Here is a 24,902-nt window from a genome sequence, read left to right as displayed (position 1 = left end):
CCGATCGCCGTTCTCCTTCTCCACGTGCCCGTGCCCGTGCCCGTGCCCGTGCTCGATCTCCTTCTCCCTCTTCACGTGCCCGATGCGCGCGTTCGTTCGCCTTCGAACGAAGCGTCGTGGAAAGAGCGTGCAGGGTGCACGGGAGCTTAGACTCGGCGCGGATCGTCACACGGACGCCGGGCACGGGCACGGGCACGGGCACGGGCACGGGCGAGAGGGGAAACGGCAGACGGGAAACGGGAGACGGCCATCGCCGGGCACGGGCACGGGCACGGGCACGGGCGAGAGGGGAGACGAGAGGCGGGGCTCGTCAGAGCTCCACCATCACCACCTCGGGGGGCGCGTAGGTGCGCACGGGTAGCTCGGTGGCGCCCACGCCGCGCGAGACGAAGAGGGGCAAGCCCTCGTGCTCGTGGTGGCCAAAAGGGTAACGCTTTCCGTATCTTCCGGGCACGATGAGCGGGCCTAGCGGCGTGCTCACTTGGCCCCCGTGGGTGTGCCCGCACAAGTAGAGGCACGGCAGATCGGGCGCGAGCTCGGCGTGGGCCTCGCGCGCCGCGGGGAGACCATCCGGTGAGTGGCAGAGCACCACGAGCGCCTCGGGGGCGGGGCCGAGCGCGATGCGAAAGGCTCGCTCGGCGTCGAGTGTGCCGGTCCACGGATCGTCGAGCCCGACTACGCCGATCGTGTCTCCGCCGAGCCACGCGGCGTCGTTGACGAGCACGGTGGCCCCGGCCGCGGCGAGGGCCTCTTCGACGAGCCCGTGATCGGTCCAGAGATCGTGGTTCCCGAGCACGGCGATTTTGTGGCGCGCGGGCACACGAGAGACGAGCCTTTGCAGCGCGTGGGCCTTCTCGGGCGTCGCGTCGAGGAAGACGTAGTCTCCCCCGAGGAGGAGCGCGTCGAGCTGGGCGCGCGCGAGCTCGTCGAAGGCCGCTTCGAGCAGAGGCATGGGCGTGGTGGGGCCGAGGTGCAGATCGGACACGAACCCGATGCGCATCGGCGCCGACCCGCGAGGCAAGAGGGCCGCGCGCACGGTGCGTGTCTCGACGCGGCAGGCGCCCGGCACGAGCCCCCAGAGCCGCGCCGGCCAATCCCGCGTGTACACGAGCCCCAGCGCCGACTCGAGCGCGCCCCGAAATGGGCTGTACCCTTTGCCACGGCCGCCCGAGAGGAGACGAAGAGAGCTCACACGCGTACGGACGCGGCGCGAGCATTTCGGCTCACGGAACCTGGCCCCTCACACGCGCGCGATGAGGCCGCGTGACACCACGACGAACCTCCGCGCGAGCAGCACCGAGATCACGACGAGCCCCGCGAAGAGCCCCCACCACAGGCCCGCCGCGCCCATGCCGAAGCGAAAACAGAGCACGAGCGCGAGCGGGGCCCCCACGACCCAGTGCGCGCCGACGTTCGCCCAGAAGGGGAACCTCACGTCTCCTGCGCCGCGGAGGGCGCCCGCCGCCACGCTCTGCACGCCGTCGAACACCTGGAAGAGCATCGCCACCTTCATGAGGCCGAGCGCCACGGCGAGCACCTCGGCGTCCTTCGTGAAGAGGCCGACGAGGAAGCCCGGAGCCAGGAAAAAGACCAGGCTCGTCATGCACATGTAGACTGCACCCACGGCGAGGCCGAGCAGGCCCGGGCGGCGCGCGCTCCTCCCCTCGCCCACGGCGTACCCCACCCGCACCGACGTGGCCGACGAGATGCCTTGCGCGCCCATGAACGTGAAGCTCGAGAGCCCGATCACGATCTGATGCGCCGACACGGCGTGCTCGCCGAGGAGGCCCGCGAGCACACCCACCGCGGCGAAGACCCCGATCTCGGCGGCGAGCTGGAGGCCCATGGGCAGGCCGAGCGAGAAGATGCGGCGCAGCGTGGGCGCGCCCTCGACGTCTGCCTCGCGGCGCTTGTAGGCCGCCAGGGCCACCACCACCACGAGCACGAGGTTCGCCACGGCGTTCGCGATGCCTGCGCCGAGCGCGCCGAGCGGACGAAGGCCCACGGCCGGGAGCCCCACGCGGAGGAGCGCGGCGTCCCCGAGGACGAGCACCGCGCACACGACCACGTTCACCACGTTCGCCACGACCGCCGCCACGAGGGCCGGACGCGTCTCGTGGTGGGCCTGGAGGAACGATTTGATGGCCAAAAACGCCGGGAACAAGAACAGGCTCGGCGCCTGCGCCACGAGGTACGTGCGTGCAGGGTGCACGAGATTCGCGGCGACGCCGAGCGCGGGCAGGAGGTACGTGATGCCCACGGCGACGAGCACGGTGGGCAGCCACACCCACGCGAGGGCGCGGAGCGTGCGGAGGAGCGCCCCCCAGGCGCGGCCGTTCTCGTGGGCGCCTACGGCCTGCGACGCGAGCGGCTCGAGGGCCGACGCGATGCCGAAGCCGACCGAGCTCGCGGCGAAGCTCACCGAGCGCCCGATCGACGCGCCCCCGAGGTCGGCGACCGACACGCGGCCGAGGAACGCGACGTCGACCAGGCCGAGCGTCATGAGGCCGAACTGGGCCACCGCGATGGGCCACGCGAGCTTGAGGAGGAGCGAGAGCTCGGAGCGCGTGCCCGAGGTCACGAGAGGGCTTTCTTCGACGAGCGTGCCGGCGGTGGCGGCGGCTCGACGGCGACCTTGGCGGCCGTGAGCACGGGATCCCGAAGGTGGGAAACGTCGTTCCAGACGACGAGGCGCGTGACGTGATCGCGATCCCGCTCGAGCAGGGTGACCCCCGTGTTCGAGAGCGTGCCGAGCGCGCGCATGCCGTTCATCACGTTGCCGAAGAGGCTCGCCACGTAGGCCTTGATGGCCGCCCCGTGCGACACGACGACCACGTTTTTTCCCGCGTGGGCGTGGGCGATCCGCGCGAGGGCCTCTCCGACACGGGCGGCGAGCTCGGCGTACGTCTCCCCTCCGCCGCGCGCGACGTCGAGCCCGGCGCGCCACGCCGCGACCTCTTCGGGGTAGAGCGCCTCGACGTCCTTCATCGTCTTGCCTTGCCACTCGCCCACGAACACCTCGCGCAGGCCCTCGTCGACGATGACGGCGAGCCCGAGCACCTGCGAGAGCAGATCGGCCGTGGCGACCGCGCGCTCGAGATCGGACGTGTAGAGCGCGTGGATGTCGACGTGGGGCTCGAGGTCACCGATGCGGAGCGCGAGCTTCTGCGCCTGCGACACGCCGCGCGCGTTGAGACCTTTGCCCGCTTGGCCCTGGAAGACGCCGGCGTGGTTGTCGTCGGTCTCGCCGTGGCGCACGAGAAAGAGGCGCGTCGTTGTCCCTCGGGTCGGCATGAACCCACGGGTTTTGCCATACGAACCGCGCGCCGGGCAAGGAACGGGCCCGTTCTCCGGAGAGAGCGCGACCAGGCCGCCACGGCGTGCGCGATTCGGCTACGGTGCGCCCGTGTTCCGCGACCTCTTCTTTCGCTCCCGCGACGGCCTCGACCTCTACGCCCGGGACTACGCCCCCTCGGGCGAGGACCGGCGCGCTCCCCTCGTGGCGCTCCATGGTCTCACTCGAAACTCCCGTGATTTCGAGGATTTCGCCCCCAAGGCGGCCGCGCTCGGGCACCGCGTGCTCGTGCCCGACACCCGTGGGCGTGGCCGGTCGGCGTGGGATGCGAGCCCCGAGAGGTACCACCCGTTCACCTACGCCGACGACGTGCGCGCCTTGCTCGAGGCCGCCGGGGAGCGCGCGGCCGGGTTCGTGGGCACGAGCATGGGCGGCATCGTCACGTTCGTCGTGGCCACGATGAGCCCCGAGCTCGTCCTGGGGGCGCTCGTGAACGACGTCGGGCCCGAGCTGTCTCCGGTGGGCCTCGGGCGCATCGCCAGCTACGTGGGCAAAGGCAGCCCCGTGCTCACGTGGGACGACGCGCGCGCGTACGCGAAGCGCACGAGCGGTGTGGCCTACCCGCGCTACACCGACGCCGACTGGGACACCTTCGCGCGGCGCATCTTCGACGAGGGCCCCGAGGGCCGGCCCGTGCTCGCCTACGATCCGGCGATCGCCCGCGCGTTCGCCACGCAGAACCGCGACGGCGCCGCCGAGGGGAGCACGTGGGACGCCTTCTCGCGCATGGTGGCGCGCGTGCCCACGGTGCTCGTGCGGGGCGGCATCTCGGACCTCGTCGACGAGCCCATCGCGACGAAGATGAAAGAGCGCGCGCCGGAGCTCACGGTCGTGTCGGTGCCCGACGTGGGCCACACGCCGACGCTCGTCGAGCCCGAGGCGTGGGACGCGTTCGTGACCTGGTCGAAGCGCCTCTGAGCCTCGGAGCTACCGAAGTTTTCCGGGTTTGGGCGGGGCGGCGACGCCCTGGTTGATCTTGGCGAGGTCGCGCGTGCGCGTGGGGCCCTTCAGCTCGACGCGGGTGAGGTCGACCTCGGAGATGCCGCTGGCGTCGACGGAGTACGTGGTGCCCTCGAACTTGCCGCCGTTGGCCACGAGGTGGCCGCTCTCGATCGACACCGCGGTGATGCCGGAGATGGTCACGTCGGTGAGCTCGGTGCGGACGGCGGCCGCGCCCACGAGACCGAACGACCGCCCGAGGAGCTGGCTCTTTCGGATCTTGGCCGTCACGCCGCCCTTGAGGCTCACCGCGGTGGGGGCCTCGACGCGTGTGTCGGCGAGGGTGAGCTCGTCGCCGTCGTGATCGATGCCCGCGACCTGCGCCACGATGGCGCCGCCGCTCACGTGGGCCGAGCCCGTGGACGTGATGCGGATGCCGACGGGCGCGCGGATCTGCGAGTCGATCACGGTGACCTCGCACCCGCCTTGAACGAGGATGGCGGGGCCGTCTTGGACGGTGAACGTGGCCTTGGTGAACTTGAGATCGTTGGGCCCGCTGCAGATCTGCGTGGTGGTGAAGGTGCCGGTCTTCTCGATGGTGGGCGGGTTGATGTAGATGCCCTCGTTCGCGAGCTCGCGCACCGCGCTGCCCTGGGGGCGCGGGGTCGATGCGGCCGCCGAGGCTTGTTTTTCCAGGGCTTCACGCTTCGCGCGGGCCTCCATCACGACGGCCCCGCCGACCGCGCCCGTGACGAGCACGAGCGCCCCGACGACGACGCCCGCCAAGATCCACGCGGGCGACGACGCGGGTTTGGCCTCGCGCAGCGTGGGCGCGTTCGGATCGCCGGGAGGAGGCGCCGAGGCCGCATGATGGTGCGCGGTCGGAGAGAAGGCCGGAGGAGGCCCCGAGCCGAGCGGGACCGGCGTGCCTTGCCCGAAGCCGCCGGGTGTAGCCGACGGGCGCATGGCGGTGGGGTGGAAGGCGGGGTTCGACGGATCGGGCGTGGGCGCAGAGCCGGGCGCACCCGGGCGCGAGGCGACGGTGGGCGAGAAGGCGACGGAGTCTCCCAGGAGGGCGCGGCGGAAGGCCTGCGCGTCGGGGAAACGTGCGTCCGCGTCGCGCGCGAGGCCGCGATCGATCGCCTCGACGAAGGTCTGCGGGAGGCCGGGGACGAACACGTCGAGGCGCGGGGGGCGCTCGTGAATGACCTTGGCGGCGAGGTCCGACAGGGGGACCTCGAGGTCGAACGGGGTGCGCGCCGCGAGCGCGCAGAAGATCGTGACGGCGGCGGCGTAGAGGTCGACGCGCGCGTCGATGCGGCCGAGGGCGTACTGCTCGGGGGCCATGAAGCCCGGCGTGCCCACGAACATGCCCACTTGGGACTCGGGGCCGAGGGGGCCGTCGGCGTCGGCGCGAGAGATGCCGAAATCGAGGATTTTGAGCGTGCCGTCGGCCGTGACGAGCATGTTCGCCGGCTTGATGTCGCGGTGGATGACGCCGCGCTCGTGGGCGGCGCCGAGGCCGTCGAGGAGCTGGAGCGCGAGCGGGATGGCCTTGTCGAGGGTGAGCGGGCCGTCTTCGAAGATGATGTCCTCGAGGGTGCGGCCGGACACGAGCTCCATGGTGACGAAGGCGCGCCCCTCGGCGACGCCGCAGTCGTACACGGCGACGATGTTGGGGTGGCGGATGCTCGCCATGACGCGCGCCTCGCGCACGAGCCGCTCGAAGCTGCGCGGGTCTTGGGCGGGGCGCGAGCGGAGCACCTTGAGCGCCACCTCTTGCCGCGTGTGCATGTGCCGCGCGCGGTACACGTGACCGAACGCCCCGCGGCCGAGCGGCGCGAGGATCTCGTACCGGTCGACCACGACTCCGGCGCCGATGCCGGTCGCCGAGGATGGGGGCGCGGAGGTCACGGGGGTACCCTAGTTCAGCGAGGGTGAATGTCGAAACCGTTCGTTTCGTAGCGTGTCATCGCAGGACGCCGTCCTCCGCCGCGACAGGTCCGCGCAGAGCCCGCTGGGTCCCCACCTCCTGGTTTGGGTCCCGGCCCAAAACGACCGAGGTTCGTCGGCTCGCTCGAGCGAGTGGCGGCGCGCGGGGCGGGAGGAGGGCCGCCCACGCGCTTCGAGTGACTCGCGAAGTGCCGAGGGTCAGCCCAGGACGCCGACGACGACGGCGTAGAGCACGCCCATGATGATGGCGAGGATGCCGAGGGGGATCTGCGCGGTGGCGAGCTTGCCGCGGATGGCCTGGCCCTTCTCGATGGCGGTGGGGTTGCCGCGGAGGGCGTACGTGGTGATGAGGCCGAAGGCGAGGAGGAAGCCAACGAGCAAGTCGGCGACCGCTGTGAGGGCCATGAAGGCGAAGTTGACGACGCCGACCTCGCCGAGGTTGCCGACGGCGCGCACGGTCTCGAACGTCTCCCAGATGCCCCAGAAGAACATGCAGCCGCCGATCCAGCCTTGGTAGGGCACGAGCTTGTCGATGAGCTCCTTCGCGTTCGCGCGTGCCTTCGCGACGAGGCTCGCCGCCGCCAAGATGCCGCCCGCCGCCGTGATGCCGCCACCGATGATCGCGCCTGTGTACATGGGATGCTCCTTCGTTCGCCTCGCCGCTCGGGTCGAGGGAGCTTCGCGGCCCCACCCTGGGGCCCGCGGCTCGAGGGGGACTACAGCAACCCACGTACCAGCCAAGATTCTGCGTCTTTTCCGATATTTGCTAGAGTGCCCGCGGCCGGTTGCCGGCAACGGGTTGCCAAGCCCGGCAACGGCGCATCATGCTCCCCGCGAGCCCGACGAAGGACACGATGAGCGGAACACGACAAGGCGACCTCACCACGATGCGCGGCGCGGCGCCCGAGATCACGCTCGCGGAGCTCACGGTCGTGGCCGTGGGGCCCGAGGGGGCGAAGTCTCTCCCGGTGAGGCGCGGGGCGAGCGTCGTCGTGGGGCGGGCGCACCCTTCGGATCTCGTCGTCGTCGACGGGAGCCTCTCGCGGCAGCACGCGCGCATCCACGTGTCCGAAGGCGGGGACGTGGAGGTGTTCGATCTCGGCTCCACCAACGGCACGTTCGTCGGCGGCAAGCGCGTGGCGCGGGCGCGCATCGCCATCGGCGACACGGTGCGCCTCGGGGACGTGACGGTGCTCGTGCAGTCGGGCCGCGGGGGCGAGGCGCCTGCGGGGCTCGAGGGGTACGACCGGTTCGTGCTCGGCGTGGAGCAGGAGATCGTGCGCGCGAAGAGCTTCGGGAGGCCGCTCGCGCTGCTCATGGTGACGCTCCCGCGGGACGCGAGGGTGCAAGCGAACGAGGCGCTCGCGAAGCTCGTCGCGGAGCTCCGGCCGGTGGATCGAGTGGGCCACTATGCCGAGCGGCGCGCGCAGATCTTGGCGCCGGAGCTCGGGGCCGAGGGCGCGGGTGGGCTCGCCGAGCGGCTCGGGCGCGTGGTGCCTTCGGCGCGCGTGACGTGGGCCACCTACCCAGAGGACGGGACGACGCTCGACGAGCTGCTCGACGTCGCCCGCGAAGGTCGCACGCCACGCCGCGCGGTGGCCCAGCTCGCCGACAGCCCCGCGATGCAGAAGGCGCGGGCCGAGGTGGATCGCATCGCGGCGAGCGAGCTGCCCGTGCTCCTCCTCGGGGAGACGGGCGTGGGCAAAGAGGTGCTCGCGCGGCGCGTGCACGACCGCAGCGCGCGCCGAAATGGGCCGTTTCACGCGGTGAGCTGCGCGGCCGTGGCGCCGGCGCTCCTCGAGTCGGCCCTCTTCGGGCACGAGCGCGGGGCGTTCACGGGCGCCGAGAAGACGACACGCGGCGTGTTCGAGGTGGCCCAAGGGGGCACGCTCTTTTTGGACGAGGTGGGCGAGCTCACGACGGCGGCGCAGGCCGCGCTCTTGCGTGTGCTCGAGACGCGCACGGTGGCGCGTGTGGGCAGCGAGCGCTCGATCGCGGTGGACGTGCGTGTGGTGGCGGCGACGCACCGGAACCTCGACGCGATGGTGGAGCGCGGCGAGTTCCGCCAAGACTTGCTGTTTCGTCTCGAGGGAGCGGCGGTGGCCATCCCGCCGCTGCGCGCGCGCACGGCCGAGATCGAGCCGCTCGCGCGTGTGTTCTTGGACGAGGCGAACCGCCAGAACGGCCGCGCGACCACGGGCTTCGACGCCGAGGCCCTCGCGGCGATGCACTCGTACGCGTGGCCCGGCAACGTGCGCGAGCTAAGGAACGCGGTCGCGCGCGCGGTCGTGGTGGCCGAGGGAGACGTGATTACCCTCGCTGACTTGCCCGAGCGCGTGCGCAAAGCCGCGGCGGCCGCAGGCGCGGGGGGACCAAGGTACGACGCTGCGCCCGGGCCGAGCCCGACGATGGCGCCTGCGAATCCCGGGATGCCTGCGGGGCCCGCGGGGCCTGCGATGCCAGGGAGGCCCGGGATGCCTGCGGCGCCGGGGGATGCGGGACCGAAGGACTTCCGTGAGCATGTGAAGAACGAGACCCGCGCGCTCGAGACGGCGTTGATCGTGGAGGCCCTACGGGCGCACGGGGGGAATCAGACCGCGGCGGCGAAGGCGTTGAACCTGCCGGTGCGCACGCTGACCCACAAGATGAAGGAGCTTGGGATCAAGCGGTGATGGGGCGCGTGGGCGCGTGGGGAGGGACGGCGCGATGAACGAGCGAGTGCCGAGGTGGGTTCAGAAGGCCGTCGTGGGGTTCGTGGTGCTCGTGGTCATCGCGGTCGCCGCGCGCAGCAAGCTGGCCGAGCGGTTCGTGTTTGGGATGATCCATGGGCCCGATGGGACCCACACCACGAGCGTCGTGGGTGGGCGCGTGACGGTCGCGGTGCTGGGGAAGTGGCGGGTTCACACCGGGTACCGGTGGGTGATGACCTGTGCTGGGAAGAGCGTGACGGGGTTCGTGCTGGAGGAGCGGGCGGCTTCGGTGGAGGTGGGGGGCGCGGGGGCAGCGGGGTGTGAGGTGGAGGGGTCGCTTTGTACGGGGCCGGTGACGCGGGCGGAGTGTGTGCCGTTTCGGGAGGTGGTTGGGGAGTGAGGGTGCCCAGCCCGGGGGGCGTAGGACAGGAGATCGCGGGCGTGGGACGCGACATGATGTCATCCGTGCCACTTGCAAGGGATGCGCACACATTCAGCCCAGTCGTGTTTCAGTGCAATACCGACACGCTCATAAGCTTCCGCAGGGTTTGCACGCCGGCTCCCGGCTTTCGCTTCGCCAAGCCTGGCGTTTTCGCTCTTGAGGATCCACACGATCCTCGCCTGCGAAAGAACGGTCGCGATACTGGCGGTCGACGGTTTCTCGCCCAGCGAGTATATCTCGCGGGTCATCTCACTGACAGTCGCGAAATGCTCCCAATGAAACGTCTCCCGGCCAAGATCATTCATCCCTCGCTTCTGCGGTTGGCAGAACCAGCAGTATCGTCTTAAGTCCTTCAACCCGAGTTCCCCCGCCCGCTTCGCCGCGGCCTCAGACACGTTGACCGGAGCTACCTCGTCCACCTTTCTGACGGCAAGCGAGATCAACTCGTCGTAGCTCCGAAAGGCGCGCCCTTTCAGCCGGTCGCGCGCTTCGATAAGGTGCGCGATCGTTTCAGCAAAAACGGACAGAACCTCGTCAACCATCTCCGACATCTCCTTGCGAAGACTCTGAAACGCTCGAGATCGGGCGCCCCAAACAGGCTGTCCATTTAGCCACTTGCGGTCGTTTCAAGCGCTTGCGGACCTCGCTCAGCTCTTCGCATTCCGCCGCGAAAAGCGCAGCCGACATCACGTCTACTTCGGCGCCATGGTACGACGAAAACAATGGCAGTCCATAGACAGATTCAAGGCGGACGCGGTCACCAACCCGGGGGCCTTCCCGGGCGCTCAGCGAACGAACTCGAAACAGGACGGCACGCATCTCTCCAAGGAACAACACACCGAGACCTGCGCTCACTTGGTAACCTTCCACACTTGCCAGTCGTACGGGCCTTCGACACGAAAGGATTCGTCCGAACGCTCTACCAGCCTGTATCGAACGTCTCGCCGGGTGTCCTTGCCGCAGAGCCGCCTAAACGAAAGAACAACGTGAGTTGCATTGTCAGTGCGCGCACCCATCCCGTTGTCGCTCTCTGGAGAAATCAGGAGCTGACCGGAGTTCTCCCCACACTTATCTTTGCAGGTGAACGTGGTCGAAACGGTGGTACACACTAGGTCAAAGAGCGGTTTCCGCCCGTTGGCGGCGGCTTGTACCCGCCACTCATGTGGGCTCTCGAGAAAATCGATCCATGCACTAACCAGCCCCTTGGGCGTGCCAGACCCCGCGTCAGAGGCCGCAGGCGTTGCCGCCACGGCAACAGCGCCGTTCGGTGCTGGGAGGGTCGCGCGTTCATAGTCGCCGTCGTCGCACGCCTTCTTCAGGCGCGTATCGAGGTTGGCCATTCTCGCCGGGTCTCCGACTTCGACCGACAGCTTCTTCCACGACTCATCCAGTTTCTCACGAGCCTTGCGCGCTTCGTCTCCCGAAAAGTTTCCTCCGCAACTAGCGAGGGCCGCGAGCGGGTTGTTTGGCGTTTTCGCGAGCGCCTCCAGACGACAGTCGTCGAGCTTTCGCCCTTCCGCCCAAAGCCGGCGGCACTCGCCGATGAGCGACTCGGCGCGAAGGAGAAGAGGATACAGTCGCGCGTTCTCAGCCTCGAAGATCGCAGGCCCCTCCCTATCGACCCACTCCTTCGCCTTCGACGCAGCGATGCTGCCGGACGCCGCGATCAACTCCATCTCTTTGAGGGCGCTTCGCTTCTCCGCGACAGAGGCTACCTTCTCCCACCGGAGCCCATACGACATGTCCTTGGTCGCAAGGCGATCGCGCGCAGTTTTCTTCGTGGCTTCCGACGCTCCCCCTTCCAACACCTGATCAAGCAGCTTCTTCGCCTCGGTGAACTGGAAGTCTTTCATCTGAATGTCGGCAAGTTGCACGCGCACTACACCGGCGCGGTCGCGCGAGGGGCCGCACATCTTCGAATCTGGAGCCTTGGTGCAGACGAAGTCGTACTTCAGCATTGCGTCGGCGAGCTTGCCCTGCTGCTCAAGTAAGGTAGCCTCGTCGTACGCGGCCCTGCCGGCATCGCACCCGAATACGAGGACCGTGAAGATACCGAAGGCCCCAAACCGCGTCAGACTCATAGTCCCAACCCTCTCTTCCAACCTAGCAACGGACGCCTTTTTCAGCTTCGTCGATCTGTTAGGCGACCGACAGATCACCAATCCGCTTCGATGGCAACTCGGGCAGCGTACCGAAGGAGAGCCGCATCGGCGAATTGTTGCGCGACATCGGCGGAGAAATCGAACTCCAGCGACACGCGATCGGCGTGCGCGGCCTTACCTCGTCGCGTGTCGTAAAGATGTTTGACAGCGAGTTCGACAGACGTATGCGCTACGACAAGACGCCGCCAATGGGCAAGCGCAAATCGCCGAAGCGAGGCGGCGATATTTGAGCAAACCTCGCGTTCGGTCTCAACTCCCGCCCTGACGCCGTATGCCCATACAGGCGTGGCACGCGTCGTCTCTAACGTAGCGAAGAAGTCGTTGCGAGCCTTGAGACTCGGCCCAACAATCGCTTCGATCGCCCGCCAAAAGTTCAAAATTCGCGACGGCGCCAGTACCGATAGCAGACCGACCGAATAGGCTGAAATCCCGCGAGCGACGGAAGGGTTCTCGGGCCACGGATAGTGCCACCAGTAGTGGAGATCAAGTTTGCGCCGGGTGAAGCTGCGCAAGGAGCGCTCGTTGTGCGCGTCAAACCCGAGGCCGTGCGCAAGCACAGCAACCTGTGAAAGGGCCTCAGCATACTCTTCCGCCGAGGGAATGGCTCCACGTCGAAACGACGAAGTGAACGCCCGCTCATCTGGAAGCTTTCGTTTGGTCATACTGTACTGCAGCACAACGGGACTGTCTGTCGCGAATGCGAGCGTTGCGCACGCAAGGTGCGCTTGGGAGACAGTGAGCGGGTACTTTCCCTCCCGGTCCATGACTAGATGCCCATGCGTAGCGTGCGCACCGAGGCTCGCAACATAGCGGTCGCCGAGCGATATTACCTCCATCACATCGGGAAATGCCGGCGCATAGAAGCTGGCATACGAGGACCAGTCGCTCTCGTCCCGCCCGAGGAGGCGCCCTTTGCTCTTCCTTATCGAGAAACGAGGCCGCGACATCGAGCAGGCTCAGAACGGGGAAGGACGGGCTTTGACGTTCGCCAATGCGTTGGGATGACTCTTCAGGGATGAAGGCTTCATCGGACCTTTGCATTGCACAGCGAAAGTCAGGGCGGTGAGCTCGCCTGGCAATGGCACTTGGCGGCCGATCAGTCCGATTCTTTCCCAGCTCTTGGAGATATCGCTGGTTACAAGCTCGAACGCGGAGGTCTCGAGCCAGCGCCACCCCAGTTGATGGAGAGCGCACCTGAGTTCCTCGTAAGTATTGTTCTCGGTGTGACAGATCGCCCGCTTGGCGATTCCCGAGGCGCGCACGACCTGCTTGACGTCCCGCTGCACTAGGGTCTCGTGTCCGAATGACCGCTGAACACGCGCCGGAAGACGGCACGTTGCCCCTGGCCTCCCTTGCCCGCCCGAAGTCCGCGACATCGCCCCCTCCCGGAAATCCACCGCCCTCACAACACGCGCAACGTTCCCCAAGACGACACGAACACTCCCGCGGCGTCAACGCTTTACGTCGCGCGCTCGAACATTTTACCCGCGGGCGGATCGGTGCTCATTCTTTCCCGCGCACGGGGTGCGCACGCGCCCACGCCGCGCGGAGCAACCTAGGGATGCTCACCCAAGTCGATGTGGAGACGGTCGCCGAGCGGTGTCTCGAACCGCACGGGACGCTGGTCGGCTAGGGCTCTTTGCGCGGCCCGAACGCCGACCTCCCCCCCGGGGCCCCCCCCCCCCCCCCCCCCCCCCCCCCCCCCCGGCCCCCCCCCCCCCCCCCCCCCCCCCCCCCCCCCCCCCCCCCCGCCCCCCCCCCCGCCCCCCCCCCCCCCCCCCCCCCCCCCCCCCCCCCCCCCCGATGCCGCGCTCTGCGAGCATCTTTTCCAGGCCTCCTCGCGCGTCCGGACGAAGCTCGCCCCCACGAACGACCCGCGCAACGTGCCGTGGGTGCACATCGAGGCCGCGAACGCCTACCCGCGCTCGCGGGCCCCCGTTCCCCCGCTCCGAACGCCTCCCCGCGCTCGCGGGCCCCCGTTCCCCCGCTCCGAACGCCTCCCCGCGCTCGCGGGCCCCCGTTCCCCGCTCCGAACGCCTCCCGCGCTCGCGGGCCCCCGTTCCCCCGCTCCGAACGCCTCCCCGCGCTCGCGGGCCCCCGTTCCCCCGCTCCGAACGCCTCCCCGCGCTCGCGGGCCCCCGTTCCCCCGCTCCGAACGCCTCCCCGCGCTCGCGGGCCCCCGTTCCCCCGCTCCGAACGCCTCCCCCGGCACGCGGGCCCCCGTTCCCCCGCTCCGAACGCTTCCCGTGGACCCGCGGATGCCGTTCCGAGGTCCGAAGCGGGCCTCGTTTTCACACGGAGTTACGCCAGGTTGTCTTCGCTCACGTTCAAGAGCCTAGGGGCAGCGAAAAAGCGCTTGCCACTCCGTAGGGTGTCTGAAACGCTCCGACCATGGCTCGAAAGAACGAATCGGACCTGCTCGCCCGCCTTACCATCACCGTCGATCGGCTCGGCGATCGCGAGGCGCCGAAGCTGCCGGCGGCGGACGTCAAAGAGTTCCGCACGGTGGTCGGCCCCTTCATTGCCGCGGCAGCGAAGTACGCAGAAGCGCTCGCGGTTCGCGACGAGGCGCTCGTCAAAGTGGGAGAAGCCGACGCCACGCTCGACGTCAGCATCGACGACCTCGCCGACGGCATGGTCGGAGCCAAGCTCGGCAAACGCACGAGCCCATTCGCGGGCTTCTCCAAGTACACGCCTTCCGCCCTGAAAGAGCTCGCCTACAAGACCGAGGTCGACGAGGTGCAGACGCTCCTCGCGGCGCTCGCGAAGAAGAACCCACCCGCGGCCGTAAAGGCGCTCGCGGCCAAAGTGCAGAAGAACGCGGCGGCGGTGCAGAAGCTGCTCGACGCGGTGACCACCCCCGAGACGCGCTACACCAAAGCACGCGCCGCGCGCGACGCGCTCGCCCCCGGGGCCTCCAAGGCGTACGGCCGCTTCAAGCTCCGCGCGAAAGCCGCTCTGCTCGACGACCCCGGCGCGTACGAGGCGCTGTTCTCGGGGCGGAGTGTCGTGCAGGCGCCGGTGAAGAAGAGGGGGAAGGGGAAGACGAAGAAGGTCGAGCCGCAGGGGTAGGTTTCGAGCTGAAGATCGGCCCCGTCGCGCGTCGAAGGACGATGCGCGTGACGGTCGACATGGCGACGCTCGATCCTGAAGTTCCCCCGGTTTCGTGGACACGAAAAGTGCGCGAGAATGCGCAAGGAGTGTTCCGATGGCGAAACAGAAAGCACGACGAGCGAGGCGATCGTTTGCTGCAGAATTCAAGGCGGACGCGGTGCGTCTCTGCCAGGTCGGAGACCGCAGCGCGGGTGAGGTAGCGAAGGACCTCGACCTCACCGAGACGGCGCTCCGTGAGTGGCTGAAGCGTGCCGAGGACGCAGCAGCGCCGACCCCCCGAGGAGGCGCTCAGCGCGACGGAGCGCGACGAGCTCAAGGAGCTGCGAAAGCGGGTGAAACGCCTCGAGATGGAGCGCGATATCCTAAAAAAAGCGACGGCCTTCTTCGCCAAGCGGGTGAAGCACACAATGCTCCGGGGGGGGCTTCGCCGCGATGGCTCGACCTATCGCGAGGAGTGACTCACAAAACCCGGGCCCGAGCCACCCTTCCTCAACGGCCCCGCGCGTCTACGCGGAGTTAGTACAGCGTGTACATTGTGATTGCCAGGACCGTCCCACGACCTCTACCGTTCAACGGTCCACCGTTCAACGGTCCGCCGTTTGACGGACGTCATTGTGAGAGGAGCGAGGTATGACTGGAATTGCGGTACAGATCTTCGATGAGACCATCATTCACGTCTTCGTTGCAGACACCACGCGGCCTGCTGAGTTGCAGGTTGACAATCACATCTACGAGGTCCGATCCAACGGCGCGGTCGCGATCTATGCGCCCCCCCAATTTCGGCCCGGCGAGCGCCTGCGTCGCGAGGACTTCTTCCCCACCGTGGTCATCATGCCGCGGTCATCGGAGCCCGCACCTCCCAGCGACGCTGCTAAGCGTACCTGCATCGAGTGCGCGGGTCGTTACTACTGCATAACCAACGGGTGTGCGAACACCCCTTGCGGCTCGATCTGCGACTGACCGCGCCGCTGTTCCGGACTCGAGAAAGACGGGGGCGGGGGTCGCGGACTAATGAGATGCGTGGCGCTCGGACCGACACACCCCGCGTCCAAAGGTCACGCGTTCCAAAGATTCCTCGTGAACGTCGCTAAGCTCGCTCGTAAGGTTCGGAGATGAGCTTTCGCACCCTGACTTCCTCTGCTTTCGCCTTCGCCTGCCTCGCCGTGGCCGCGTGCGGCACGATCGCTGCCGAGCCCGACGGTGGCGCGAGCGACAGCGGAGGTCCAGCCCCCTTGCCCGACGCGGCCACCACCTCGCGCGACTCTTCCGTCCCCGACGCGACCGACGGCTCGGGGCCCGATACGTCGCCAAGCGACGCCGCGGCCCGCGAACGGACGTGCGAGACCGAGGCGATCGTCCGCTTCGAGAACTGCGTCATGACGACTGGCGACGCGGGCCGCCCCGCGACCCCTCAGGTCATCGTCGAGTCGCGCATCGCGGCCGGCGCGAACGGCCCCACCGTCTGCGCGGTCGCCGAACAATCGTGGCTCACCATTGGCTCCTACGCGAGCACCGCAGGGACCAACTTTCACCGCCCGGTGAGGGACGGAGAGACCGAAGGCGGAGACCGTGTCGGCGTGAGCTGCTCGGTGCTCCCGGAGGCGGACGGCTCCTTCCGCATCAGCGCCGAAGCGACCCGCGAGCGCTCGGGCACCGTGCGTGTTTCTGGCATCTTCCGCCAAGAGAACGCGCCCCAAACGGGGATCCAAGTGGTCTTCGAGCGCCCCGACCTCGGCAAGTTCGCCCAGTCGGACTGCGTAGCGAGCTACGACGCCAACGTGGTTGCGGGCGTCTTCCCCGGGCGCGCATGGTTCCGCGTCACGTGCCCACGCGCCGTGAGCCCCGGGGCGCCCTGATCCCCCCAAGAGACCCTCATGCGCTTCCCCTTTTCCCAACCGTTCATTCTCCCGTGCCTCACGAGCCTCGTGCTCGCCACCAGTACGCCGGGCTGTCGGAACGACGAGCCCGATCCGCCGACCTCGGGCACGCCCTCCTCGACAAGCGCGCGAACCGGCGCACTCGCGGCCACCGCGGTCGAGCTCAAGGCGGCAATTCGCGAGGCGGACCGCGACCAACGCGGCACGGTGAGCGTGACCGAGGCGCGGGAGCTCCCGGGGTATTCGTTCGCGGTTCGGCACTTCATTCTCCGTCGGGTCACGAACCCGAAGGAGAACGTCGCGGTCTCGACCCTCACCCTCTGGGTCGACGACGCCGTCGCGCGCCTCGTCCTCCGCGCCAAGGAGGGCCAGGTGTCCGCGACCGAGGCTGCCACCGGAGACATGGCCGAACGCGCCCTCTTCGCGATCGCCACCGGCCGAACGGCGCACGCGGCGAGCGTCACCGCGGCGGACATCGAAGCAGCCGTCATCCGATTGCGGAAGAAGTTCGACGCGATCGCGGCGAAGAGCCCGCGGCCGGGCATCGTCGACCGCGCCGCCGTCCTCGGCATGGGGCCCGACGACCTGACCCCGACCGAGCGCGACTTCTTCTTGGACATGATCGAGGCCTTAGACCCGTCGGTGAAGCCGGAGCTCGACGCGTACAGGTACGACTCCTCCGTGCAAGGGGCCCAGACGACGCTCCTCTCGGCGACCACGTTCGGGCCACGCCGGGAGAGCGTGTCGGCGAAGGACGCGCTCGAGCTCCTGGTCGTTCCACGCGACCTCTGGGCGGTGGCCGCGGAGACTCGGTAGCGGTTCGAGGCCCGGGCCGGTTCGGGAGAGGTGCGCGCGTACGTTCGCGCACGTGGCGCCAACGTGGGTCGGATGTTCTCGCCGCGCGACGAGGTGGGTGGCCCCGGACCGATGCGACGACGGGTTGGACACGCCAGGGCTAGGTCGTGCGCGTGGATGGCCGCCCACTTCTCGGGCTGGAAGTGCCAGCGCGGTACTTTCGGGCACTTGGAGCCAACGTCGGTCGGGTCCACGTGCCGCACGCTTCCGTGCGAAGCTCGGCCATGAGCTACGACCTCCTCGCATGGCACGCGCCGACGATCCGAGACACGGAGGCGGCTCACCGCGCCATGGACGAGCCCCCGAGGACGTCGCGCGCGCGCCTCGCGAAGGCCCGCGCGTTCGCCGCGGCCGTCGTGGACACGCTGCCCGGCGAGGCGTTCTCGGTCGCGCCGATCGCGGACGACCTCGGGCGGGTCGGGATCGCGCTCACGGCGAGCCGCCTCGAGGCCTCACTCGCCACGATCACGAGGCTCGCGGTCGACCACGGTTTCATCGTCTACGACCCGCAGAGCGCGCTCTTCACCTACGCGGACGGTCGCAGCTCGCGGGGCGAGGCGCCCAGCGACGGGGTGTCCGAGGGCGTGCACGCCTGCCTTCGCGACCTCGGCGGGGCGCTCACGGACGCCGAGCGCGTCGAGGCGTTGTCGGCCCTCTCGCACTTCGCGATGGCGGACTCGGACGATCGCGCGGCAGCCGCCGAGCTCGCCATCGTCGCGCTCGTCCGCACCCTCGATGGCGCACCCGCGCTCGTTTCCCGCGCCGTCGTGCGGGCGGCCCACGAGCTCGCCGACGGTCTCGACGAGGACGGGGCCACCGTGCCCGTCGCGAAGGACACGTGGGCTCGGCTCCATCGGCTCGCGGAGCTCCACGAGGACGCGCGCCACGTGAGGCTCGCCCTCTCCCGCGTCGTGGACGTCGACGAGTAGCGGTGGGAGAGATCTGGGAGAGATCCGACCGACGTTGGCGCCAAGCCCCGAAAGGATTCGAGATCGCCCTCCGTCACGCCTTAGGCCCTAGTCACGGCCTTCGAGCTCCGGGAGCCGACCCCACGACCTCTACCCCGCCACCCGCACGAGGAGGTGCTCGGGCGCCGTGCCCACCTGCGCGTCGAGGCCCGCCCACCAGTCCCCGTGCTCGCCCCACCGCGGCTCGCCTTCGAGCGCCCACACGACGACCTACCCGAGGTCGACGTCGAACTGCACACCGACAGACGCCCCGGGCCGAAGAGCATCGCGAACGAGTCGCGCGCGTCCGGGTGGCGCAGGGAGACCCACGCCACCTCGAGGTCCGGCCGCGCGGCCTCGAGCGCGCTCACGCGGTGACGATCCGACCGACGTTGGCGCCAAGTACCTCCGTGCGAGACGCTCAGACGACGCTCCTCTGGGCGCCACGGTCCCGCGGTCCAACGAGCTTCCCGTCCACCACCTCGCTCGCGTCCAAGGCAGACTCCTCTACACCGCAACGTCGAACGTGCCGTGGGCGACGCTCCTCGCGTGGTTCTCCGTTGCCTCGATCGAGGAGAGTCGGAGAAGCTGCGCGTCATGATCGGATTCGACGGACGACCCGAGCTCGCGGCCGACTTGCGGGGCGCCCTCGCGGGACTGCTCACGGTGTTCCCCGAGCACCTCGCGAAGCCGCGCCCGCCGACGTGGTTCGATGGCGACGAGCTTGAGAGGAACGACCACTTCGACGCGATTCTCCGAGCGCACAGAAAGGACCGTCTCGCGATCCCGATCCAGGCCCTCCGCGCGACCGGCGCGCCATACCACGGCTTCGACTTCGTGCACCCTCGTCGGCTCGCGTGGTTCGTTCCGTCGCTGCTGGCTTCCTGGCTCGATCGCGCGCCGGGCCCGGGGGATGCCCCTTTCGGTGCGCTCGACATCGAGCACATCGTCGGTGACGCGACGGTCGAAGAGGACGACTCGGGTCTATGGACCGACGAGGAGTCGCTGGCGCTCCAAGCGTTCTTCCAGACGGCGCTCGACGCCGCGCTCGCGACGCCGCTCCGCCTCGCCCCCGAGCCGACGTTCGAGCGGCCGCGTGAAGACGGAGTGGTCGTGTGGTCTCTCTATTCGCCTTCCGTTCCGCTCGACGTCCTGCGGGTGGCGAACGCCCTGCGCGTGCCACTCGAGCCGCTCGTGATCCAGTGGGCCGCGGACCCTTCGCCGCTCGCGCTCGACCACCTGCTCGAAGCCGTCTACGACACCCACGTCGCCTCGAAACATTACTTGTCGTACGAGGCCGTGGCCGTTCGTCTAGGCGAAGCGTTCTTCGAGGCGACCGGCGAGCGGCAGCTCCGACTCTCGAAGGCCGAGGTGACCGTGCGACGTAACATCACGCGACGCGCCGATTCTTGACTGGGCAGCGCTCTCGGCAGCGGCCGGATCGCCGGTGCGGAGCGATCGCTTCGCGCGCACGTGGGCATGCGCATGGGCTGCGCGGCGCTGCACATCTCGCACGCCGGCCCTTCCGTAACTTGACGTCATTGCGGAGCTTTCCCGGTGGCCTGTCGGTTGCACGCACGGGACTTATGCGAGTCACCCAGCACCGCCTCGGCGCCGCCTCATCCACCCTCGTCGTTGGCCTTGTCGCGCTCGCTGCTGCGAGCTGCACCGCGGCCCCCGAGGCGCCGGCAGCCCCGGCCTCCGTCGGCACGACGGCCGCGGCGCTCTCTGCCGAGGACGAGGTGCGTGCAGCCTGCAAGGGCACCCACGACAACCACGGCCAGTGCGTGTCGTGCGTGGCCCACGCCTCCGGCGACGGCCAGCTCGTATCGGACTTCGCCCGCGGCGAATGCCATGACAAGTGCATCCGCACGTCGTGTGCCGTGGAGGGCAAGACCTGCGGCGGGCTAGCGGACGGCTGCGGCGGCACGCTCTCGTGCGGCCCCGCATGTGCGCCCGAGCCCATTTTTCTGCCCTCGGAGAACCACGCGGCCTACGAGCTGCGCGCGGCCTGCACGGTGTACACATCGAACCGCGTGGGGAGCGTGGACATGTGCTGTCGCACGGGGAGCTACTCCATCGAAACAACGTGTACCACCGCGCTCCATGAGGAGCGCGATGCAGCCGGCAACTTGATCGTGCGCATCGATCCCATGGGCGCATGCGTCAGCACGTCGGCGGACTTGACCTGCAACAGGAGCGGCAACCTGCCGCGCTGCGACAGCAACTCCATGACCTGCCCGGTTCAACACGCGGCTCAACACGGTGTCATGCAAGGAGGGCCTTCGCTCCTCGAGGGAACCTACGCGCGAACCGTTTTCAGCGGGGGAGAGGGAGGAGGCGACGAATACCGTGGCGCGTGCGGCAGTGCGCCCCAGGCAGGCTCGCTGGCAATGACGTGTACTCCCCCGCCCTCTCCGCAGCCTTACCCGGTCATGGCCACCTTCACGAAGAGCGGACCCGGGCGATTCGCGGTACGTCGGGCGTGGGGCGGCAGCATGCCGGCGTCTCAGTTGTGCGTCCCGCCGATGAGGTTCTCTACGCCGCTGCCCAACACTCGCTTCGTCCAGTCCGCTGGCCTTGCCGGCGGCACCTTCTCGCTCATCGGATACGACTGCACCTACGAGCTCACCTTGAAGCCTTGAGGCTGCCCTCGCTCCCAGTGGAGCCAACGCGCCGCTCGTGTAGGAAGACCCCGAGGAAACCAAGAGCCACCCCCGCGTCATTCTCGGGGGGTGAGCTCGAGGTCCTCAAGAAGAGCCACAAGGGCCGCGGGATGCACGTTGCCATCCCGCGGCCTTCGGACTGCTTCGGCGAGATGTCCCGCAGGCCTTGCGAGCCCACTTTCGAGGTCGCATGGTGGGAGCATGCGGTGGAAATTCCAGGATCGGTGGGACAAGATCCTGCGCTTGAAGGGCATGGCCTGGGGCGACCGCAACGTGGCCACTTCGCGCATCTCGGAGGCGATGAGCACGGTGGGCGCCGACATCGTCGACGTTCACTTCTTCTCGGGCGTCCAAACGACGCTCGCGTTCGAGGCCAGGCCTGCATCCGTTCGTGCACTCGCCAAGGCCCTCACGGAGGCTGGGCTCGAGCTCGACGAAGAAAGTCTCGCGGTCCTGGAAGCCGGTGCGAGCGCCAACGAAGAGCTCGAGGGCACGTTGTCGATCACGTTCCCGGACGGCGAGTCGGACTTGCGGCGCGAGGTTCCTTCGGTCCCGGGATAGGCGTCCTGGGTCGCTCGACGCACTTTGGAACCCCTCACGGCCCTTCTCCGCGGCGGGCTTCCGCGTATTCGATCGCGCCCCATGGTCAGCGGCCCTCGTCGAAGGCGTTTGGCCCTACGATGGCCCCGTGAGAGCTCTTCCCTTCCTGGCGCCCTTCCTGGCGCTCGCGCTCGTCGCATGTGGCAACGCCGAGAGTCGGCCTTCCGTCGTCACGCTCCCGGCGCAGCCCGCGCCCCCGCCGAAGGTCGCGGCGAAGCCGGAGCCGCCGCCACCACCCAAGCCCGCCGAGGTGTTCGACGCTCCCGAGGCCCCTGCCGTGCGGCCGATCGATCCCAAGCTGCCGGTGGACGGCGTCGCGCTCTTGCTGGGCGCGAACGCCACGGACATGTGGGTCTATGTCGATGGCTACTCGGCGGTCGTGAGCCGCGCGACGGGCTGCGCGACCGAGGCGTACGTCGACAACCCGCTCCTCAAGCAGCTCGTCACGTCGGAGACGGGCGACGACCCAGGTGAGGAGCTCGCCAAAGACGACGTGAAGCGCGCGATCCGCGAGCTCGTGGGCCTCGGCCGCCGCTTCGAGGCAACGGACCACAGGTTCGCGGGCCCCATCCACTGGAGCCTCGATGGCCGGCACATCTTCGTCGCCGTGCGCGGCAAGCTCTTTCACTCACGCGACGGCGGCAAACACTACGACGAGGCCCTCGACCGCCCGGTGCGTCGCCTCGCCATGGGCAAGGACGGGAAGCACCTCGTCTACGAGGATTGCGGGAAGGATGGCCTGTCGTGCGGCTACATGAGCCTGCCCACCGACGGGTCACGCGCCCCGGCCCGGTTCACGGGCGGTCAGACCTTCTTGATGGACACCACGGGCGACGCGCGCGCGATGTTCTGGCGCACGAGCGCGACGGAGACGTGCCTCGACACGTTCCAGCTCGGTACGCCCTCGAGGGAGTCTTCCGTCTGCCAGGCGCTCCCGAAGGTTCACACCGGACCGTGGCCCGCGCAGTTCTGGCAGGACATCTCGCCCGGTCGGAAGTTCGGTATCGTGAAGTGGGAAGAAGGCCGAAAGAACCTCGTCGGCGCCGTCGCGCTCACGTACATCGTCTCGCTGGTCGACATGAGCACGAACACGATCGTCAAGACCGTCACCGACCAGCTCGGACAGGTGGACGACGAAGGGAACATGCTCCTTCAATCGATGAACGAAGGCGGCGGCGACCACACGTATTGGCACCCACGGAGCGGCCCTCGAAAGGAGCTCGCGCGCGCAGCGCTCTTCGCGTGGGACACGAAGACGCGCACGGCGATCGTGAGCGGCGCGTACGGAAAGGGGACGCTCGGCGCGCGGAAGTGCCAGCTCGTGAAGAGTATCCGGACGCCCTGAGGGCTCAAGTACGTGCCTTCACGCCGCGGTCCCTGCGCCCGGTGCGGCGATGGCGGCCGCTCAGAACGCCTCGGCTGGCCGGCTCGCGCGGCAGAGCGCCGCCGCGTGCGTGAAGGCGCGCTTGTAGCGCTCGGCCGTCGCTTGTGAGTCCACCTTGAACGACACGACGTTCGGGGAGGTGGGGGTCGCGCGACTTCTGTCGTTGTCCGACCGCGACGACTTCTGCCCCGCACCGAACCGGACATGGACGTCCCACAGCTTGGTCCCCGTGCAGTCGTTGGTGCTGCTCCATGCCGAGCTGCTCCGGTAGGTTACGGGGGGCTGGACGTCGACCCCCACGACGGAGTCGAGCGGGGCGACCACGGTCGCGTCGCTCGTGCCTTGGGGCTTGTCGGGGTCGGCCGAGTTGCCCCAGCCCCGCCTCACGTCTTCGAGGGTCACCGTGCACGCGCTGAAGCTGAGGGTGTAGGAGTGCTTGTAACGATTGCACCAACACGGGCCGCCACCGCCGCACCAGCTCTCGGAATACTCGCTCGCGACTTGCTCGCGGAATCCCTTCTTGAGCCAGTCGAGCGCCTCCGCGAGCGTCGGCGCGGGGCCCTCGGGGGGAGGGGCCGCGCTCGCCGCGCTCGCCGAGGACGGCCTGGCCGACGGCGTCGAGGGCGTGGGGGCCGTGGGGCCGCTCTCGGGTACGCAGCCGCGCCCCTCTCGAAAAACAAGCCCCGCCGGGCACGCGGTGCTCACGAGCGGCACGCATCGGGCGCCCTCGCGCTTGGTCCCCCCGGGGCACTCCACCTCCGTGACTACGTTCGTCCGTACGCACGCCGAGCCGCTCCACTTCGACCCCTCCGGGCACTGCGCCTCCACGCGGCGGGCGGCGCCGAACGGGGTAACCTCCATCCGCAAGAGCGCTCCGCAGCTCGACGGCGGCTTGGGGTCCTCGCTCTTTGCTCCCGCGCACGCGGTCGCATCGCCATCCTTCGTGATGTTCTCGCGCTCGGCCGCGGTGTCGCCGCCCCCGCCCGCGCCGAGCACGCTCGCGCTCCCCGCCACGCGCGCCTTGCCCTCCGCGTAGAAGTCGAACGCCCCGGCGGTCAGCGCGGAGACGAAGTGGGTAGCCCGCGCGCAGTCTCCCCGGAGCTGGTCGGGCCGAACCTCGTCGGCGTCCGCTTCGTAGCGGCCGACGATCGTCATGACGACCCGCAGAGAGGCCGCCCGCGAGAGCCGCGCCTCGAGCTTCGCGGCGCCGAGCGGCACGTTCGTGTACAGCTCGTCCGCGTCGCGGATCACGATGCCGTCGCTCTTCGGCGTGATAGCGACATATTTGTAGGTCCCGGGCACGTGGCAGCGGGGCAACATCTCCATCTCGCAGCCCACGTACCGGACCGCGACGACCCCTCGCTTGGCGCGTGCCTCGAGCTCACTGCGCTCGCTCGACGGCCACTCGACGATCAGCGGCTTGGCGTGACTCTTCGCAACGCCGCACTTGGCCTGGTCCTTGGGCTCGAACCTCGGCGGTTCCGCGACAGCCGCACTGGGCGTCTTGCCCCCACAGCCCACGAGCAAGCACACCCCAACCGAGACGCAAAGGATGATGCCCAGCAAAGCGCGCTTCACGACCATGGTCTCACGATATCGAGCGGTCCCCCGCCCCGCACACGGAATTTCGGGGGGCCGCGGACCCCATCAGCGCGGCGCGCCCGTCAGCGGCCGTCCGCCTCTTCGCCCGGGCCGCGACCGAAGGTGCCGGCCTCTCGAGGCTCACGGTGTTGTAAGGCAGGGGGGAAGATCCGACCAGGGGAAGATCCCCGCGGAAGATCCGACCGACGTCGGAAGATCCGACCGACGTTGGCGCTAAGTGGTTGCGACCGACGCGGAAGATCCGACCGACGTGACGCGGAAGATCCGACCGACGTTGGCGCTAAGTGGTTGAAACCACGTTGACGCCGAGCTCGCG

Annotated in this window: 22 protein-coding genes; 13 read left to right on the top strand and 9 right to left on the bottom strand. The window is 69.0% G+C overall.

Annotated elements, in window-relative coordinates; genetic code table 11:
* Positions 1-310 precede the first annotated feature (310 nt).
* The 3 genes from IPK71_10640 to IPK71_10630 all read right to left on the bottom strand — a co-directional run bounded on the left by IPK71_10640 (position 311) and on the right by IPK71_10630 (position 3,294).
* Positions 311-1,192 (bottom strand): metallophosphoesterase family protein, encoded by an 882-nt coding sequence (locus IPK71_10640; GenBank protein ID MBK8214192.1) that lies wholly within the window; start codon positions 1,190-1,192, stop codon positions 311-313.
* A 48-nt stretch (positions 1,193-1,240) separates the two neighbouring features.
* The gene (locus IPK71_10635) at positions 1,241-2,503 is read right to left on the bottom strand and encodes an MATE family efflux transporter (protein ID MBK8214191.1); all 1,263 of its coding nucleotides are present in this window, start codon (positions 2,501-2,503) and stop codon (positions 1,241-1,243) included.
* Positions 2,504-2,577: 74 nt separating this feature from the next.
* Positions 2,578-3,294, bottom strand: a complete 717-nt coding sequence (locus IPK71_10630; GenBank protein ID MBK8214190.1) for a histidine phosphatase family protein — start codon at positions 3,292-3,294, stop codon at positions 2,578-2,580.
* On the opposite strand from IPK71_10630, the gene IPK71_10625 reads away from it, so the two are divergent.
* On the top strand, positions 3,293-4,273 hold the full coding sequence (locus IPK71_10625; protein ID MBK8214189.1) for an alpha/beta hydrolase: 981 nt from the start codon (positions 3,293-3,295) through the stop codon (positions 4,271-4,273). The genes IPK71_10630 and IPK71_10625 overlap by 2 nt on opposite strands.
* A gap of 9 nt (positions 4,274-4,282) precedes the next feature.
* On the opposite strand, the gene IPK71_10620 is transcribed toward IPK71_10625, so the two are convergent.
* Both IPK71_10620 and IPK71_10615 read right to left on the bottom strand, forming a co-directional pair.
* On the bottom strand, positions 4,283-6,208 hold the full coding sequence (locus tag IPK71_10620) for a protein kinase (GenBank protein ID MBK8214188.1): 1,926 nt from the start codon (positions 6,206-6,208) through the stop codon (positions 4,283-4,285).
* Between the two features lie 237 nt (positions 6,209-6,445).
* On the bottom strand, positions 6,446-6,883 hold the full coding sequence (locus IPK71_10615; GenBank protein ID MBK8214187.1) for a hypothetical protein: 438 nt from the start codon (positions 6,881-6,883) through the stop codon (positions 6,446-6,448).
* Positions 6,884-7,101: 218 nt separating this feature from the next.
* Between IPK71_10615 and IPK71_10610 the strand changes: the two genes are divergently transcribed.
* Both IPK71_10610 and IPK71_10605 read left to right on the top strand, forming a co-directional pair.
* Positions 7,102-8,919 carry a sigma 54-interacting transcriptional regulator gene (locus IPK71_10610; protein MBK8214186.1) on the top strand — a complete coding sequence of 606 codons (1,818 nt, stop codon included), beginning with the start codon at positions 7,102-7,104 and terminating at the stop codon, positions 8,917-8,919.
* Positions 8,920-8,953: 34 nt separating this feature from the next.
* A complete protein-coding gene (locus IPK71_10605; protein ID MBK8214185.1) occupies positions 8,954-9,337 on the top strand; it encodes a hypothetical protein in 384 nt (127 codons plus the stop codon).
* Positions 9,338-9,396: 59 nt separating this feature from the next.
* Here IPK71_10605 and IPK71_10600 read toward each other — a convergent pair whose 3' ends face one another.
* The 3 genes from IPK71_10600 to IPK71_10590 form a co-directional block, all read right to left on the bottom strand.
* The gene (locus IPK71_10600) at positions 9,397-9,930 is read right to left on the bottom strand and encodes a hypothetical protein (protein MBK8214184.1); all 534 of its coding nucleotides are present in this window, start codon (positions 9,928-9,930) and stop codon (positions 9,397-9,399) included.
* Positions 9,931-10,230: 300 nt separating this feature from the next.
* A complete protein-coding gene (locus IPK71_10595; GenBank protein ID MBK8214183.1) occupies positions 10,231-11,541 on the bottom strand; it encodes a hypothetical protein in 1,311 nt (436 codons plus the stop codon).
* Positions 11,535-12,203 (bottom strand): hypothetical protein, encoded by a 669-nt coding sequence (locus tag IPK71_10590; protein ID MBK8214182.1) that lies wholly within the window; start codon positions 12,201-12,203, stop codon positions 11,535-11,537. Before IPK71_10590 ends, IPK71_10595 begins: the two co-directional genes overlap by 7 nt.
* Positions 12,204-13,932: 1,729 nt before the next feature.
* Between IPK71_10590 and IPK71_10585 the strand changes: the two genes are divergently transcribed.
* From IPK71_10585 to IPK71_10540, 10 genes are all read left to right on the top strand, one after another.
* Entirely contained in the window at positions 13,933-14,613 is a 681-nt protein-coding gene (locus IPK71_10585; GenBank protein MBK8214181.1) for a hypothetical protein, read from the top strand.
* Positions 14,614-14,749: 136 nt separating this feature from the next.
* Positions 14,750-15,175 (top strand): transposase, encoded by a 426-nt coding sequence (locus tag IPK71_10580; GenBank protein MBK8214180.1) that lies wholly within the window; start codon positions 14,750-14,752, stop codon positions 15,173-15,175.
* 110 nt (positions 15,176-15,285) lie between these two features.
* On the top strand, positions 15,286-15,615 hold the full coding sequence (locus tag IPK71_10575) for a hypothetical protein (GenBank protein ID MBK8214179.1): 330 nt from the start codon (positions 15,286-15,288) through the stop codon (positions 15,613-15,615).
* Positions 15,616-15,767: 152 nt separating this feature from the next.
* Positions 15,768-16,511 (top strand): hypothetical protein, encoded by a 744-nt coding sequence (locus IPK71_10570; protein ID MBK8214178.1) that lies wholly within the window; start codon positions 15,768-15,770, stop codon positions 16,509-16,511.
* Positions 16,512-16,529: 18 nt separating this feature from the next.
* Positions 16,530-17,348: a hypothetical protein gene (locus IPK71_10565; GenBank protein ID MBK8214177.1), complete on the top strand. Its 819-nt coding sequence runs from the start codon at positions 16,530-16,532 to the stop codon at positions 17,346-17,348.
* Between the two features lie 263 nt (positions 17,349-17,611).
* Complete coding sequence (locus tag IPK71_10560; protein ID MBK8214176.1) at positions 17,612-18,316, top strand: hypothetical protein; 705 nt, start codon at positions 17,612-17,614, stop codon at positions 18,314-18,316.
* 615 nt (positions 18,317-18,931) lie between these two features.
* Positions 18,932-19,747, top strand: coding sequence for a hypothetical protein (locus tag IPK71_10555; protein ID MBK8214175.1), 816 nt, complete (start codon positions 18,932-18,934; stop codon positions 19,745-19,747).
* Between the two features lie 173 nt (positions 19,748-19,920).
* Entirely contained in the window at positions 19,921-20,979 is a 1,059-nt protein-coding gene (locus tag IPK71_10550) for a hypothetical protein (protein MBK8214174.1), read from the top strand.
* Positions 20,980-21,201: 222 nt separating this feature from the next.
* Entirely contained in the window at positions 21,202-21,561 is a 360-nt protein-coding gene (locus IPK71_10545) for a hypothetical protein (protein MBK8214173.1), read from the top strand.
* A 127-nt stretch (positions 21,562-21,688) separates the two neighbouring features.
* On the top strand, positions 21,689-22,945 hold the full coding sequence (locus tag IPK71_10540; protein ID MBK8214172.1) for a hypothetical protein: 1,257 nt from the start codon (positions 21,689-21,691) through the stop codon (positions 22,943-22,945).
* Positions 22,946-23,005: 60 nt separating this feature from the next.
* On the opposite strand, the gene IPK71_10535 is transcribed toward IPK71_10540, so the two are convergent.
* Positions 23,006-24,568: a hypothetical protein gene (locus IPK71_10535; GenBank protein MBK8214171.1), complete on the bottom strand. Its 1,563-nt coding sequence runs from the start codon at positions 24,566-24,568 to the stop codon at positions 23,006-23,008.
* Positions 24,569-24,902: the final 334 nt, after the last annotated feature.

This window comes from Myxococcales bacterium (assembly GCA_016712525.1).
Lineage (GTDB): Bacteria > Myxococcota_A > Polyangia > Polyangiales > Polyangiaceae > JAAFHV01.
This window is presented reverse-complemented; position numbering and strand designations above follow the sequence as displayed.